The 14,865-nt window shown below is 49.5% G+C and carries 18 protein-coding genes; 7 read left to right on the top strand and 11 right to left on the bottom strand.

The features are described from left to right. The first annotated feature begins 178 nt into the window (after nucleotides 1-178). Entirely contained in the window at nucleotides 179-361 is a 183-nt protein-coding gene (locus tag NDA01_RS06070; RefSeq protein ID WP_190431162.1) for a hypothetical protein, read from the top strand. A gap of 65 nt (nucleotides 362-426) precedes the next feature. Here NDA01_RS06070 and NDA01_RS06065 read toward each other — a convergent pair whose 3' ends face one another. The 4 genes from NDA01_RS06065 to NDA01_RS06050 all read right to left on the bottom strand — a co-directional run bounded on the left by NDA01_RS06065 (nucleotide 427) and on the right by NDA01_RS06050 (nucleotide 4,308). Further along, entirely contained in the window at nucleotides 427-831 is a 405-nt protein-coding gene (locus tag NDA01_RS06065; RefSeq protein WP_190431163.1) for a response regulator, read from the bottom strand. Between the two features lie 262 nt (nucleotides 832-1,093). Continuing rightward, on the bottom strand, nucleotides 1,094-3,253 hold the full coding sequence (gene ppk1 / locus NDA01_RS06060; RefSeq protein ID WP_348227229.1) for a polyphosphate kinase 1: 2,160 nt from the start codon (nucleotides 3,251-3,253) through the stop codon (nucleotides 1,094-1,096). Nucleotides 3,254-3,319: 66 nt separating this feature from the next. Next, nucleotides 3,320-3,526: a hypothetical protein gene (locus NDA01_RS06055; protein WP_190431165.1), complete on the bottom strand. Its 207-nt coding sequence runs from the start codon at nucleotides 3,524-3,526 to the stop codon at nucleotides 3,320-3,322. Between the two features lie 179 nt (nucleotides 3,527-3,705). Next, complete coding sequence (locus NDA01_RS06050) at nucleotides 3,706-4,308, bottom strand: superoxide dismutase (protein WP_190431166.1); 603 nt, start codon at nucleotides 4,306-4,308, stop codon at nucleotides 3,706-3,708. On the opposite strand from NDA01_RS06050, the gene NDA01_RS06045 reads away from it, so the two are divergent. Then, nucleotides 4,307-4,459, top strand: a complete 153-nt coding sequence (locus NDA01_RS06045; RefSeq protein ID WP_348227228.1) for a hypothetical protein — start codon at nucleotides 4,307-4,309, stop codon at nucleotides 4,457-4,459. The two genes, NDA01_RS06050 and NDA01_RS06045, sit on opposite strands and share 2 nt — an antisense overlap. 53 nt (nucleotides 4,460-4,512) lie before the next feature. On the opposite strand, the gene crtH is transcribed toward NDA01_RS06045, so the two are convergent. Then, nucleotides 4,513-6,060 carry a carotenoid isomerase gene (gene crtH, locus NDA01_RS06040; protein ID WP_348227227.1) on the bottom strand — a complete coding sequence of 516 codons (1,548 nt, stop codon included), beginning with the start codon at nucleotides 6,058-6,060 and terminating at the stop codon, nucleotides 4,513-4,515. Between the two features lie 492 nt (nucleotides 6,061-6,552). Between crtH and upp the strand changes: the two genes are divergently transcribed. The 3 genes from upp to NDA01_RS06025 all read left to right on the top strand — a co-directional run bounded on the left by upp (nucleotide 6,553) and on the right by NDA01_RS06025 (nucleotide 8,060). After that, nucleotides 6,553-7,203 (top strand): uracil phosphoribosyltransferase, encoded by a 651-nt coding sequence (gene upp, locus NDA01_RS06035; protein ID WP_190431170.1) that lies wholly within the window; start codon nucleotides 6,553-6,555, stop codon nucleotides 7,201-7,203. A 67-nt stretch (nucleotides 7,204-7,270) separates the two neighbouring features. After that, a complete protein-coding gene (locus NDA01_RS06030; RefSeq protein ID WP_190431171.1) occupies nucleotides 7,271-7,600 on the top strand; it encodes a ssl2009 family thylakoid membrane protein in 330 nt (109 codons plus the stop codon). Nucleotides 7,601-7,775: 175 nt separating this feature from the next. Next, nucleotides 7,776-8,060 (top strand): YggT family protein, encoded by a 285-nt coding sequence (locus NDA01_RS06025; RefSeq protein WP_190431172.1) that lies wholly within the window; start codon nucleotides 7,776-7,778, stop codon nucleotides 8,058-8,060. A gap of 51 nt (nucleotides 8,061-8,111) precedes the next feature. On the opposite strand, the gene NDA01_RS06020 is transcribed toward NDA01_RS06025, so the two are convergent. Next, on the bottom strand, nucleotides 8,112-8,546 hold the full coding sequence (locus NDA01_RS06020) for a hypothetical protein (protein ID WP_190554430.1): 435 nt from the start codon (nucleotides 8,544-8,546) through the stop codon (nucleotides 8,112-8,114). Nucleotides 8,547-8,881: 335 nt separating this feature from the next. Between NDA01_RS06020 and NDA01_RS06015 the strand changes: the two genes are divergently transcribed. Next, complete coding sequence (locus tag NDA01_RS06015) at nucleotides 8,882-9,511, top strand: hypothetical protein (protein WP_348227226.1); 630 nt, start codon at nucleotides 8,882-8,884, stop codon at nucleotides 9,509-9,511. A gap of 90 nt (nucleotides 9,512-9,601) precedes the next feature. Here NDA01_RS06015 and NDA01_RS06010 read toward each other — a convergent pair whose 3' ends face one another. The 3 genes from NDA01_RS06010 to NDA01_RS06000 all read right to left on the bottom strand — a co-directional run bounded on the left by NDA01_RS06010 (nucleotide 9,602) and on the right by NDA01_RS06000 (nucleotide 11,454). Beyond that, the gene (locus NDA01_RS06010) at nucleotides 9,602-10,468 is read right to left on the bottom strand and encodes a shikimate dehydrogenase (RefSeq protein WP_348227225.1); all 867 of its coding nucleotides are present in this window, start codon (nucleotides 10,466-10,468) and stop codon (nucleotides 9,602-9,604) included. Nucleotides 10,469-10,478: 10 nt separating this feature from the next. Then, on the bottom strand, nucleotides 10,479-10,961 hold the full coding sequence (locus NDA01_RS06005) for a DUF4332 domain-containing protein (RefSeq protein ID WP_348227224.1): 483 nt from the start codon (nucleotides 10,959-10,961) through the stop codon (nucleotides 10,479-10,481). A gap of 64 nt (nucleotides 10,962-11,025) precedes the next feature. Continuing rightward, nucleotides 11,026-11,454, bottom strand: a complete 429-nt coding sequence (locus NDA01_RS06000) for a hypothetical protein (protein ID WP_348227223.1) — start codon at nucleotides 11,452-11,454, stop codon at nucleotides 11,026-11,028. 113 nt (nucleotides 11,455-11,567) lie between these two features. Here NDA01_RS06000 and NDA01_RS05995 point away from each other — a divergent pair, with 113 nt between their 5' ends. Beyond that, entirely contained in the window at nucleotides 11,568-12,209 is a 642-nt protein-coding gene (locus tag NDA01_RS05995) for a MarC family protein (RefSeq protein ID WP_348227222.1), read from the top strand. A gap of 7 nt (nucleotides 12,210-12,216) precedes the next feature. Here NDA01_RS05995 and NDA01_RS05990 read toward each other — a convergent pair whose 3' ends face one another. Together NDA01_RS05990 and NDA01_RS05985 are read right to left on the bottom strand one after the other, a co-directional pair. Continuing rightward, the gene (locus NDA01_RS05990) at nucleotides 12,217-14,208 is read right to left on the bottom strand and encodes an FHA domain-containing protein (protein ID WP_431193328.1); all 1,992 of its coding nucleotides are present in this window, start codon (nucleotides 14,206-14,208) and stop codon (nucleotides 12,217-12,219) included. Between the two features lie 23 nt (nucleotides 14,209-14,231). Continuing rightward, nucleotides 14,232-14,780 carry an FHA domain-containing protein gene (locus NDA01_RS05985; protein WP_348227221.1) on the bottom strand — a complete coding sequence of 183 codons (549 nt, stop codon included), beginning with the start codon at nucleotides 14,778-14,780 and terminating at the stop codon, nucleotides 14,232-14,234. Nucleotides 14,781-14,865: the final 85 nt, after the last annotated feature.

The following is a 14,865-nucleotide window of genomic DNA, read 5'->3' as shown; positions in this document are numbered from 1 at the left end:
CCTGAGACTGAGGCATGTCTATATTAATTAGTGTTACCAATTCAAGGTAAATCACAGGCTGAATCACAGTGACTTGCAGCTCTTAACCTGGGCTAGGTTATAAGAATAGAGTTGAGTCCGTGACTAGGGCCGAAGATGGTTTATCTTACTTAATAGAAGTAAATATAAAGATACAGAAATGAACGCCGAAACCATTAAAGAGCGGATTACGCTGATCAAAAGCAAACGGGAAACTTTACTAAGATTACTAGAACAGCCTGATTTAGGAACTCTAAGAATTGATGTGAATCAGGCCTTAGAAGAGATGGATGATTTGATTGACGAATTTCAACGAACCTTCCCAGAAGCGGGAAATCTCTAAACCTCCATCGCCTTAACCCCTTGCCTGGAACGACTTATCTTCCAGGCAGTAAAGGTTGTGGATGCTTAGGCACTCGCATTCTTAGCTGCTTGCCCTAGTTCTTTCACCAAAGCTACAAGTTCATGAGTCGCAACGTCTTTCTTGCAGAAAGCGTCAATTTTGGCTGTTTGAATCATCACCTCTGTTTGAGGATCGTCTACTGATGAGTAAGCGATGATGCGAATATTGGGAGCAAAGCTCTTAATCTGGGTGGATGCGCTTAAACCATCCAAAACTGGCATTTGTAAATCAATAATAATTACATCAGGGTGCTGATGCTTAACCAGCTCAACTGCTTCTTGACCATTACTCGCTAGACCAACCAGTTCAATGTTGGATTGGTTCTGTAAAGCCAGCTTGAGGCTGAGTCGAGTCAACTCATGATCATCGACAACAAGGACACGGAGGGCAGAGCGCATACAGGATAACATGACTACTCAGTCAAGTAAGAGACATTTCAGATTTAGACAATTTTAGTCTAGTAGTAGGCACTACTGAAATCCCTCTACCGTTGGGGCGAATCGCAAGAAGGAATTTCTGGCTAGCGGGTGACTGCCAAAATCACGGTGGTTTAGGTGGGATTTTATACCTTGAAAACTATTTTTGATGGTCTTGATAGTTATCTCATGTTTAGCAGCTTAAGCATTGAGTTATACAGGTAAGATGACGTTCCTAAGCCGCTTCTTAAGTTGCTTAAGTTGTTGAGCTGGCTGCCATCTCCATGAGAATTTTTTGCGAGCTGAGTTCTGGACAGTCCGCTGCGGGGCGACGTTGAATGTAGCGGCCATTTGGTTGTAGTTCCCAAGCATGGCGGTTGTCGGAGAGCATGGTTCCCAAGATTTCTTGTAAGTCTTTTTTCAGGTCTGGGTCTTCAATGGATACGACTGCTTCTACACGGCGGTCTAGGTTGCGTGGCATCCAGTCGGCACTGCCAATAAAGACTTCATCCTCCCCTCCGTTGTGGAAGTAAAAGATACGGGAGTGCTCTAGGAAACGGCCTACGATACTAACAACCCGGATGTTGTCGCTGACACCTTTAATACCAGGTCTGAGACAACAGATGCCACGAATGATGAGGTCAATTTGGACCCCTGCTTGAGAAGCTTCGTATAAAGCCACCATAATTCGCTTGTCTACCAAAGCGTTCATTTTGGCGACGATGCGACTAGGCAAGCCGTTTTTACAGTTTTCAATTTCTCGGTAGATCAAGCTCAACATGCGATCGCGCAAGTTAACTGGAGCGACTAACAACTTGCGATAGGACTGTTGGCGGGAATAGCCCGTTAGATAATTGAACAGATCGGTTAAATCAGCTCCCAACTCATCGCGACAGCTCAACAAACCAATATCGGTGTAGATGCGTGCTGTTTTGGGGTTGTAATTTCCGGTGCCAATGTGGACGTAGCGACGAATGCGGTTTTCTTCCCGGCGCACTACCAAGGCAATTTTGGTATGAGTTTTCAGTCCTACCAGGCCATAAACCACATGCACGCCCACTTTTTCCAGCTTGCGGGCCCAGTTGATATTATTTTCTTCGTCAAAGCGAGCTTTGAGTTCCACTAAAACAGCTACTTGCTTGCCATTCTCAGCAGCAGCAATCAGGGCGTTGAGAATGGGCGAGTCTCCAGAGGTGCGGTAGAGCGTCATTTTGATCGCTAGCACATCTGGATCATGGGCGGCATGGGTAATGAAGCGCTGCACCGTCCCCGAAAACGATTGGTACGGGTGATGTACCATCAAGTCTTGCTTCCGAATCAGGCTGAAGAAGTCTTCGCTATCTTCTCCCTCTGCGCCATTGCGATCGCTCGTAGGTTGACTCAAGCGCCGCAAACGAGCTGGGACGACGGGAGACCAAGGAGTATCTTTAAGATCTGGCCGTGGCAAGGCCAAAAAAGACATCAGATCGCTCAGTCCCAGCATGCCTTCCACTTCGTAGACATCGCTTTCCTCGAGCGACATCTCCTGAATCAACATTTCTCGTACTGCTGGGGGAGTGGAAGATTGAATCTCCAAACGCACCACGGAACCGCCAAACCGCCGCTTCCGTAATTCCTGCTCGATCGCGAGCATCAAATCATCGGCTTCATCTTCTTCCAATTCGAGGTCGGCATTGCGGGTAATCCGGAAGGGATAGTACTCTTGGATGTTCATGCCTGGAAACAAAGACTCCAGGTTATGAGCGACTACTTGCTCCAGTGGCACTCCTGTCCAAGCTCCGCCTTGGCCCTTGTGCTGTAGCTGTAAGTTTTCTGGTAACTGCAAGAAGCGGGGTAGCACTTTAGGAACTTTGACGCGGGCGAAAAATTCTTCCTCCGTCTCTGGATCTTGAATCACCACCGCTAAGTTGAGGCTGAGATTGGAAATGTAGGGGAAGGGATGGCTCGGATCAACAGCCAAAGGTGTGAGCACTGGAAAAATTTGCTCTTCAAAGTAGCGCTGCAAATAAACCCGCTGCTCTTGGTTTAAGTCCATGTAGTCGAGCAGATAAATGCCTTGGTTGGCGAGTTGGGGCCGCAAGGCTTGCTCAAAATGCCGATGCTGCTTGATCACCATAGGACGGAGGCGATCGCAGATGGCATCCAGTTGCTCTTGAGGATTGCGCCCCTCTGAGGTGAGCTGGCTGACCTTCGCTTCTACTTGCTGTTTTAGTGCTGCCACCCGCACCATAAAATACTCATCCAAGTTCGAGCTAAAAATAGCCATAAACTTGCAGCGCTCTATTAGCGGGGTGCGAGGGTCAAAGGCTTCATGCAAGACCCGGTTATTAAACTCCAGCCAACTCATCTCGCGGCTGAAATAATACTGGGAGTCAGTGAGGCTGGGCTCAGCAATGATCTTTTTAGTTTTCGGCATGGTTCTGAGGCAATCACGGCAGCGTTATCTGGACAGCAGGAGTAGCAGCGTCACAAGCCAGCTCGCTTAAAACACTTGGTCTTCCATCCCTATCCACCATTCTCCTAAATTCATTAGAGATTGGTGGATGTCAGCTAGCTCATTAGCATATTCATCGGCGGGTATGCTGTCTCGCCGCTCTTGCAGTTTTTGCAAGCGTAATTGCAACAGTAGCCAGGGCTTGGCCATACCATTGGTGGCCTCAATATACTGAGCGATCTCGTTGCTATTCATTGCTAAATTTATAACTAATTTTCTTAAGCTATTTCATTGTAAGGATTGATGCTGCTGAAACACGGCCAAACAGAAAACAGCCACGAAATAAAACGTGACTGTTTGAGTGTGGTTGCAGTTGATTTGGCTCAGCTCATGACTGAGAAAACTGTCAACTGCTGCGATTGAGAGCCAGTCGTTTAAGCCGCTGCTGCCAAGTTTTGAGAAACGAAGTCCCAGTTCACGACGTTCTCTAAGAAGGCTTGAATGAAGTCAGGACGACGGTTTTGGTAGTCGAGGTAGTAGGCATGTTCCCAAACATCCAAGGTTAAGAGGGGAGTTTGGCCGTGAGCGAGCGGGTTTTCAGCATTGGGGGTCTTCGTGACCTTGAGGGTGCCGTTATCAAGCGCCAACCAAGCCCAACCGCTACCAAACTGAGTTGTGGCTGCGTTCTTGAACTCTTCAACGAACTTATCGAAGCTGCCAAAGTCAGCATTGATTTTGTCTGATAGAGCGCCGCTGGGAGAACCACCACCGCTGGGCTTCAGGCTGTGCCAAAAAAAGGTGTGGTTCCAGACTTGAGCCGCGTTGTTGAATACACCGACTTTGTCTGGGTTTTTGAAGGTGGCCTGGATCACTTCTTCCAGCGATTTATCCGCCAACTCAGTGTCTTGGGTGAACTTGTTCAGGTTAGCGACGTAACCTGCGTGGTGCTTGTCGTGGTGGAACTCTAGGGTGCGCGCTGAGATATAAGGTTCTAGCGCGTTGTAGTCGTAAGGTAAAGGGGGAAGTTCAAAGGCCATGTGTTCAATCCTCTCCGAATGGCTGGTGGAGCGATCGCGGGTAGCAAGCCCAATTCAATCGGCGATCGCTTCTGTCCAATGCTGCATGACAGCACTGGTAGAGACAGCAATTTACGATAGGATTTTATATCAAAAGTCCGGTGAGAGCTAGAGCAAACCCGGAATCCTAATCATTTAGCCTATTTCAAAGCTTTATTCAGGGCGTTAAAGCTTTAAGTCGACGGCAATTCGATGGGCACAGGCAAAGCCAGAGAAAGCGACCGCATTAAGTCCTTGCCCCGGAAAAGTGCTGTCGCCCACACAGTACAGCCCTGGCACCGCAGTGCGATTGAAGGGCATACCCAACAGTCCCAACAATTTGCGCTTAGGGATAGGGCCATAGGTGCCGTCTTGCCGCCCTAAGAAGCGACGATGAGTTCGAGGGGTGCCCACTTCTTGGTAGTCCAGTGCTTGCTCTAACCCAGGAAAAATCTTCTCTAATCGTTGTATTAAAGTTGCTGCGGCTGCTTCTTTTTTTTCTTCGTAGTCACTGGGGGATAATCCTTGCCATTCCTCCAGGTAACTGGGGGTAAAGGTATGGATGATGTGATGACCTGGCGGCGCTAAGTCAGGGTCGAGCAAAGTTGGGATGGAGACGAAAATCGTACTTTGAGACTGCTCCATCCGCTGCCAGTCTTCCAATAGAATGTGATGGCATTCCGTACCAGTCGGCAAGGCTTCGGCTTTCACGCCTAAATGCAAGCTAAGGAAACTGGGAGATTTTTGATAGCGTTGTTGCCACTTCTTCTCAGCAATGGGCATTTTGTCGGTTGGCAGCAAATGCTCGAATGTATCCCAGCGGGTGGCATTAGAGACGATTCGCTTGGCTCGATAAACCTTACCAGAAGCGAGTTCTACTCCGACTGCTCGGCCATTCTCCATCAGGATTTGCTTGACTCTGACTTTGTACTGAATCTGACTCCCCGCTTTCTCTAAGCCTTCGACCAATTTTTGGGCAATTTGCCCGACACCGCCTTTGGGGTAGTTGATACCGCCATAATGGCGATCGCTAAACACCATCCCTGCATTGATCATCGGAGTTTTATCAGCCGGAACTACAGACCAGCAGTAGCACTCCATGTCGATAAATTTCAGCAGTGCCGGATCTTTGATGTAGCGGCGGGCAATATCTCCGACATTTTGGGGCAAATACTGAACCAATCCCAAACAAGCCAAGGGATGCTGAAAAAATACGCGCGTCAAATAGCGAGGTTCTTCCAACGACAGCAAATCCATCGCATTGAGACAGTTAAAGACTTTCCAGCATTCATCGTAAAACTGCCGAATGCCCTCGCGCTCGTGGGGAAACTTGGCAATCAGTTCTTGCAAGAACTTCTCATAGTCTCGATGAACTTTTAGGTCCAACCCGTCGGGTAGGTGGTAGTGAATTTGCACTGGGTCAGGAATTGTTTCCAGGCTCATATTCACCGACTCCAAGGCTCGCGTCAGCAAATTTGTAGTGCCTTGCTGACCAAAGCCAAAAATCATCGAGGCTCCCACATCAAACCGATACCCAGCCCGCTCGAAATAGCCAGCGCTCCCCCCAGGAATCAAGTAACGCTCTAAGACTAATACTTGGGCTCCTTTAGCCGCGAGTTGGGTCGCTGTTACTAAACCGCCAATCCCAGAGCCAATGACGATGGCATCAAATTCTGTGGACTCAGCAAAGGCACTTTGACCAGAAGCAACGGGAGATGTATTGGAAGCAGGCATGACCCAAGGAGATTACAGAACAGTACAGGAAGCAGGTAATGAGGACTAAAACAACGAGTTGGCGATCGCAACTCACCTTTGCCAGTCCACCCGCTCCTCTGTTCAGTGTATCTGAGTCTGTATATCTATAACGGCGATCACCATAACGGCAATCATGGCCGTGATCAGCAGTGATCAATCGGGGCGATCGCTAAATTTGCAACCAAAATACAATCAAAATATAACCAAAAAAGAGGGGACCAGTCTGCTGCCGCTAACCGATCCCACCTGCCGATCCTTAGAGAGGAGAACACTTGAAGTTAATATAATCTTATTGAAAATGATTGTCAATCACTAATGAAAATTAGTTGCAACAAGTATGATGAATTTCCGGTGGCGATTGCATCAGAATCCGATGAAGTGCCCTTAGTGGTTCGCATCTATGCAGAGGGGAAAGGAGTATCATAGTGAACGCTTGAGACCTGGCAATTTCTACCTCTTTAACTTCTGGCTATGGCTTTGCAACTGCGAGTTTATGTTCCGCCCCATCCTTTAATTAAGCACTGGCTCGCTGTAGCCCGTGACATTTCGACTCCCCCCGCTCTCTTTCGCAGTGCCATGACCGAGTTAGGGCGCTGGCTAACTTACGAAGCCATCCGGGACTGGTTGCCTACCGTAGAAACCACGGTGGAAACTCCCCTCAGTCCTTGTGCTGCCACGTTTGTAAATCCAGAAGTACCGGTTGTGGTAGTGCCGATTTTGCGGGCAGGTTTAGCACTATTAGATGGAGCGCAAGCTCTGTTGCCCTTGGCCTCAATTTATCATTTGGGTTTTGTGCGAGATGAAACTACCCTAGAAGCCAGTTGCTATCTCAACAAGTTGCCAGAAGTATTTCCACCCGAAACCCATGTCTTAATTAGTGAACCGATGTTGGCAACGGGTGGCACCATTATGTCAACAATGGCAGAATTGACCCGTCGAGGGATTGATCCAGCTTTCACCCGCATTATTTCTGTAGTAACGGCTCCTCCAGCTTTACAAAAGCTGAGCACGGCCTATCCCAGCTTGACGATCTACGCGGCTGCCATTGATGAAGGGACGAATAGCCACGGCTTTATTGTGCCAGGGCTAGGAGATGCGGGCGATCGCACCTTTGGCACTTAGGACTTTCCCTACTCCATGAATTCGTAGTAGTTACGCTAAGCTGAACACTAAAGCAGGACAGTACGAGATGAGCAATCGAGACGGTTTCACAGGCGGCTTTATCGCAGGAGCCCTCTTTGGCGGCATTGTGGGTGGTATTCTAGGCACCCTCTTGACTTCCAATCGCTTGCAAGAGTCGCTTCCCGGTGATGACGCTTTGAGCGGTAAAGGTAAAAAACGCAATCTCAAGCCTCCCACCGAGCAGAGTATTGAAGCGTCCCGCCGTGGCTTAGAAGACAAAATTGCCCAACTTAACGAAGCCATTGATGATGTGCGTGAGCAACTCAGCACCGTAAACGGCAGACCAGAAGAACGCGAGGTCGTGGGTTGGGAAGAGCAGGCCCAGCGCGATCGCTAACCGAAGCGTGTCAAACCAAAAGTTTCAAATACTTGTCCTGCCAACTCAAGCAACAAGCTGTAATACTTCCCAAGGTGTAACTTCTGCTTGACCAATCTCGAAGGCACTGATATTCGTTAAAGTAAATTCAAGCCTAGATTGCTTGTATCTCTTCTAGAAGGAAGCCAGATTATTTATGAATTCCTCAGTAGCGCTGCTGACTGATACCTTTGCTACTTTCTTGAATATCTATGTGGTTCTGTTGATTTTCCGGATTCTTTTAAGCTGGTTTCCTAACATTAGCTGGTCTGATCCACCGTTCTCCATCGTGAGCCAGTTAACTGATCCTTACCTCAACTTATTCCGCTCTTTTATCCCTCCCTTGGGTGGCATGGATTTCTCCCCCATTTTGGCTATTTTCCTGCTGCAATTTTTGGCTCAAATTTTCAGCAGCTTGCAGCAGGGTTCCTACGGGATCTAAAAGTGGAATTAGAGCTGCCTGTCGTTAAAGCAAGTTGCCTCAGTCGCTCAACTAACGACGGACCTTGCCAGTAAAACCTGCTGCCTTGAACTGCTTTAGCTTTAAAGGAGTAGGTTGGCTGGCTGGAACAGTAATTCTCAATTGAAAATCGCTGACACCCGGTGGTAACTCATCAATAGAGCCCAACCGGGTACGATTTTGCATGACTAGATCATTATTGGCATCGTAAATGCGGCCAAAGATATCTGCATTAATCACAGGCTTGCCGGAATCGTTTTGAGCTTTGCCAGTTACCAGAAAGCAGTTAGCGGGCATGGCTGCACCGCCACTCGTGACAGTTCCCTCGGCTAGCTCCGCTGGACATTCGTGATAAGAAATGTCAAACAACTTAATTTGGGTGAGTGCGATCGCAGCAGGACTCACCAGCCAACTGCCTACCGAGAATAGGCAAGCAATCACAAGGACAGCAAAGGCCCGAAAGCGCATAAACTTCACTGTAATGACTCAATAACGACTAGGTGAGCTGATTGTAAAGCAGCCTAAACTCAGCTTAGCGTGAATTGGCTCTAAACCTTTTCAGTTCACTGAGCCTGCTTCGCTAAGCCCTTCTGTAATAATGGAAATTTAATCTTCGCTGTAAAAAGTTAATATTTTTATTAATGATTGGTGCGAAGTCCAACTCCTAAAAGCTCATCAAAAACTCCAAAGATGACTCTCAAAATTTTGGTGATTTGATAGTAAAGCTGATTGAGCAGCGCGGAGTGATGTAGGAGTAGACATTGGTTTTGAGGTTGGTTCATCCACTTTAGCTACCATCTGCCATGACCAAAGCTGAGATTGAAGCGGTCCTACAAGCAGCATTTAGCCGATGTGATGCCGTCAACTACCCGCTCAACGAGCAACAAAAGCAAATTCTGCTGGGCCTGGTAGTGGAATTAGAGCGTTTACAGCGCCAAAGTAACAATGGCGATGATCACAGTGAAGAGAATCCGCTGGATGAACTGACTGCTGAGCAACGAAGCCTTCTCCTAGAATTTGTCCAAGAGCAAGAGCAACAAAACCATCCCTGGAAAATTAAGCTACTCAACGATTGGCTACACAATCGCAACTCTGCCTCAATGCAATTTATTCGAGAGTTGTACGGCCCACAGTGGCTTAATCGAGTTCAACCTAGGCACGTTGCGGCCTACGCCGAGCTAGACAATCGCGAAACCTTAAAGGTCAAAGTGGGCGATCGCATTGAAGTTTGCAATAGCCTCTGGGAATGGGTCCAAGAAGCAGGCCCTTGTGCCCCAGAATGGTTTCCTTGTACCGTCATTGGCATCGCTGAGAAAGACGACAACGGCCAAGCCTACACCAGTTGCTTGATTCGCTTCGACAGCGGCATGGAATACGAAATCCAAGGCATCTACCGTTGGAACCGCTACAACTGGCGCTGGCCTAGTACATAAGTCAACTTTTTGGAGGGGGTCTGGGGGACGCAACCGTCCCTCAGCGGGAGTTTGGGGGCAAGCGCCCCCAATGGCTCGGTTTTAGTTAACCTACAAGCCCAAATAATCCCGCAAGGCTTGCCGCATCACCTCCACCGGAGCCGTCTGCCCCAACCAAATTTCTAGTGCTGCTGCCCCCTGCTGCACCAACATTTCCAACCCATCGATCGCAATCGCTCCTTGCTGTTGAGCCTGCCGCAAAAACCGCGTGGGACTCGGCGTATAGATCAAGTCATAAGCGATCGCCCCTTGAGCAATCTGAGTTGCGATCGCATCCTCCAATGGCGACGCTTGATCATGGGGATGCATGCCAATCGGCGTACTGTTTACAATCAAATCTGCGTCAGGCAAAAGACTCGGCAACTCGTCCCAAGTATGAATCGAAAGCTCAACTGGAATTGGAGAAGTAACCCAACTTTGTTGAAACGCCGCTAACTTTTGGCGATCGCGCCCTACCACCTTCACCGCCGCACAACCCAACTGAGCACAGCCCGCCACCACAGCCCGCGCCGCGCCACCATTGCCTAAAATCACCGCCGTTGTTTGGCTCCAATCGCGATCGTAGATTTTGAGGGGAGCCAGAAAACCAATCACATCTGTATTCGTGCCGCTCCAGCCTTGCTCTGTGCGCCAAACCGTGTTCACCGCACCAATCGCCTGCGCCACATCCGACACCTGATTCAGTAAGGGAATAATGGCTTGTTTGTGCGGAATCGTGATACTAAACCCGCGTAGGTCAATGGCAGCAAATCCAGCGATCGCAGTGGCTAAATCGGATGGTGCGACGGGCAGAGCTACATAAACGTAATCCAAACCCAGCGCGGCGATCGCCGCATTGTGCATCACGGGTGACAGAGAATGCTTAATTGGGTTTCCAATTACACCCAAAAGTTTAGTCGTCCCGGTAATCAACTTCATTCACTGCTAGCTATTTAGATTCGGTTGCTTTCAGCATAGAGCTAGCTGTGAGCGATCGCGCCTGTTGCATCCAGATCGCTACTACTTCCACAGGTGGACACAAATCAGGTCGCTGCATCATGGCAACTTGCAGCCGCATAATTTGGGGGTGCAGTCGATGCAAGGGGGTTTGGGCTAGTTGAGCGCAAGAGGCGATCCCTGCATGTAGGAGCAAACCGCAATATTGACAGCCCACACTGGGAATTTTCGCCAGGTCAGCCAAGGCTACCCATTTGTTGACATGCTGAATATGGATTTGCAGTTGAGCTGCTAGGTGCTGTTTCTGAGCGGGTGTAGCAGCTTGCTGCAATAGCTGTTGAGTACTGTGAATGCCGTGATCTTGTAAGCGAGTTTGGTCTTCTTGGCTCAGACCTGGCAGTTGCTCAATGGGCCAGCTACAGGGCCGTAGGGGTTGAGGACGAGACCCGGAACGATGGCGATCGCGCGTACCCATAATCGTGTTACTGACAAAGAATCCTATTCTGGCGCATGTTGTCTAAATCTGCGTGGAATGGCGCTTAGAACAGCCATTGTCCTCCTCGGAAGCGCGATCGCGGAAACAGAATCCGCATCAAACTGTGAGCAGCTAAATAAATTGCCAGCCAAATTGAGCTGTAGTGCCACAAAAAGCCTGACATGGATAGGTTTCGATCGATGCCAAACAAACCCACCGTTTTTAGCAGCAATACAATAAACACCGCTTCCCACAGCCCCGCTAACAGTTGCAAGGCTCCAGGCCAATCGCGGTCCCAGCGAAACTTTTGCAAACAGGTGTACAAGACATCCCACCCCAGGCCAAACAGCGCTACATAGAACAGCACCCAGAAAAATTGTGCGCTTGCACCAGAGCCGATATAGCCAAGCGCAAACGGCAGCGTCACCAAGACACCAACTGTAGCGAAGAGAAATAAACGAGTTTGCCAGCGCCCGAACAAGGTGGGTGTCATGCTTCTACCCTAGACTTCACGACCTCAGCCACTAGATTGATGAAAAACTAGTAGGTAAAGGATATTACAGAACTGTTGAATCTAATCTGCTACGGCTGAGCCTATCGAGTTTCATGCAGCAACTTCTAGCTGAAGTCACCGCTACCTTTCTGGCCCTACTTCCCATTGCTAACCCCATTGGAGCGGTTCCTTTGTTCTATAGCTTAACGGCTTTAGATTCCAAAGCTTATCGGCAGGCGCAGGCTCGGAAAACCTCGCTGAATGTGATTTGCGTCTTGGTTATCTTTTTTCTAGCTGGGAGACTGATTTTAGAATTTTTTGATCTTTCCCTAGGAGTCTTACGAATTGCTGGGGGCTTGCTAATCGCGCACACGGCTTGGGAAATGGTGACTGTGCGACCCAGGCTCACTCCCCCGGAACGAGAGGAAGTAGCGGAAAAAGAAGATATTTCCTTTACGCCAATGGCTGTGCCCATGTTGAGCGGTCCGGGTGCGATTGGCGTGGTGATGGGGTTGTCAGCGAGATCAAGCCAATGGCTAGATCACGTAGGCGCTCTGATCGCGATTCTACTACTAGGTGCCATGATCTACTTTTGCCTTTCCGTAGGCGATCGCGTCATGGCTCGTTTAGGTAAGAGTGGCGTGGGCGCTTTCAACCGCGTTTTAGGATTTTTCATTTTGGCGATCGCCGTACAGTTCATTGCCGAAGGAACGATCGCCCTCCTCAAAGATTCGCTTCCGGAGCTATTCAACTAGGTGGCTGTTAAGAGGGAGGTTGCCCAATCACCCACTTGAACCACTGACTCAGCGATCGCACAGGGTGTAAGCGTTGTAAACTAGGAGCGCGCATTTTTGCTAAGTCTGCCACTGCGCAAAGAGCCGCATATTGTAAGCCCAAGAAACTATCGACCGCTGCATAGGGGCCACCTAGCGTCATAGCTCCCGCTGCATACATGCGCCCTCGACCATTCCGCATTTCTACCAGCTCAAAATCATTAGCTACACTCAAGCGACCTAACGGGTTGAGCGGCAAACTGTACTGCGTCACCAAATCATCTAGAAGCGGGTTTGTTTTGACCTTTGCTTCTAAACCCGTGGCATCAATGACAAAATCTGCTTCCAGGCGCATCTGCCCCTTCAAGTTTTGTTCTTGAATGTAGGTCACAGGGCGATCGCGTTCATCTGGTTCTACCCGCTCCACCTCCCCAAAGGTAATTTGATACCAACCTTGACTCAGCCCTTCTTCTACCATGCGTCGCCAATCTGCGCGATCGGCTGTAGTCGTGCCACCCCAAACTGCTAAAAGACTCTGCCGCTGTTGCGGATCGGCTTGCTCTAGCATGGTTCGCAGCTCCCCGCTCCAGCAAGCTTTCGGCCAATTAAACGGTTGGAATTCATAATGATTCTCGACGTGGCGTTGAGCAAAGCCGAACTTGTTGCCTTGCGGTTTGGGCGATCGCATCAAATGCAAAACCGCAATGTGAGGATTTTTTTGTCGAGCTTCGTAGAGCCGCTGCACAATCCGCGAGGCTACAATGCCCCGCCCTCGAATTAATACAGTGCCCCCCTGCCGTTCCAAGTGTTCATACACATGGTCGTGGTTTTCGTAAGCATTCACCACCGATTTAAAGTCTTTCGTTTGCTCGCGATAAGCTTGCAAGTCAGGCAAAAACTGAATCGCGGGATATCCGGTGGCAAGTTGCACATAGCGGGCCACCAGGAAGGCATGATCGCGTTGCTGCGAGGTTGAGCGAGAATAGGCGATCGCGTACCGTCCATCATTGGTTTTGCGAATCCCCCGCACCCGCCCGTAGAGAAACATTTGCTCCCAACCGATCCGTTTAGCTTCGCGATCGAGAGATGCAAAGACATTGCTAGCCCGTGGGGTATAGGTTTCAGCAAAGGTTGGCTCGGCAAATACCTGCCACAGATATTTCAGTGCTGCAAGAGGTCTACCTTTGCTTAAGTCGTGCCAAGCTTCCCGCAACGCATAGCTGGGCCAGCCCCAAATATTATCCGGGCAAGAATCAGAGTTGGAGCGTAACCGTTCATGCGAAGGAATCTGAGAGTTGAGGCAGAGACGTTGATAGCGAGCATAGGGCTGAGGCTCCATGCCTAAAGCGATGATTTGAGCTGTATGGACTCCACAAATCCGCAGCAAATCAACCCAGCAGAAGCTACCTAACCCTGCTCCGATCGCAGCGTAGTCAGTTTCTTGAACGGGTAACCCTGTGGCAAACAAATCTTGTACTGAGACTTGCTGATTTTGAAACAGAGTGGGTGGAAAAGATGCATCTGTTAGATTGACCTCTTCGGGGCTCGGTAACTCTGTGACAGCAAAAGGAGGATCAGGTAACTGAGTTGCCGCCAGAGAAGGTGGAGCTGGCGGAGATGCGGCAGGTGCCGGAGGAGTGACGGCGAAGGAAATGGCGATCGCATAGGGACCAATCTGAATCGTGTCCCCGTTGGCTAAGAAACTGCGATGATGCAGCACTCCGTTGACTAGAGTGCCATTAATGCTGCTCTGATCGGTCACGACTAAGCCATCTGGCTCGAAGGTGATCAAGGCATGGAAGCGGGAAATATCGTCACTGGCTAGAACAACTCGGCAAACTCGTTGTTCGCCGACCAGAGCGGGCATGTGAGAAAATTCTCGTCCCAGAGCGATCGGTACCGTCAAAACTGGCGATCGCCGCTCCCCGGTAACAGGTTCTTCCCAGCTCAATTGAATTTGGAATGGTGCAGCCCCCATCATGGGTAACTCCTATCACCTGATGGCTACGTTGGCGCCAGTATGACACTGACTGCCGCTGCTAAGGAAGCCCCACACCAATGACACCCTGCCGCTACATGCTCATAGGCTAAAACTTGGTGGCATTTGGGACACTTGAGGCCGTAGACAGGACTAGCTACCGGAACCGCAGCGGGCAGTGGAAAGGGAGCAGGAGTCATGGGAGTGGCAAAAAACTGGGGTGTTAGAAGCAGGGTGGCCATAATTGGCGCGATCGCAGTAACGGTCAGATCTACTTGGCCTAACCTAATCTGGCTACCTACCTTGAGCGCTGCCTCGCCCTGCATCAAAGGCAAACCATCAATTACAGGAGGATTTTGACCTCGCAGATTGCGCAAATAATAGTGCTGCTGGTGCGGTTGCCAGAAAATCTCAACATGCAAACCGGAGACGGTCGGGTGCGATAGTATCCAATCACAGCGCTCTGGATCACGCCCAACCCGGAAAACACCCGCATTTTTGGTGGGTTGAAAGGGATGCAGCGTTTGAGTTTTGGTCTGACCTGACTCAGTCCAGACGAAAGTGATTTCGTACATCGTCCCAGCTTTTAATGACTTGCTATCAATTACCTCAGGTGTAGCGGGTGCAATTCCCTATTCTGTTTTGCCAGATTTATGAAAC

Origin of the sequence: Trichocoleus desertorum AS-A10 (assembly GCF_039962155.1) — a bacterium.
Lineage (GTDB): Bacteria > Cyanobacteriota > Cyanobacteriia > FACHB-46 > FACHB-46 > Trichocoleus.
This window is presented reverse-complemented; position numbering and strand designations above follow the sequence as displayed.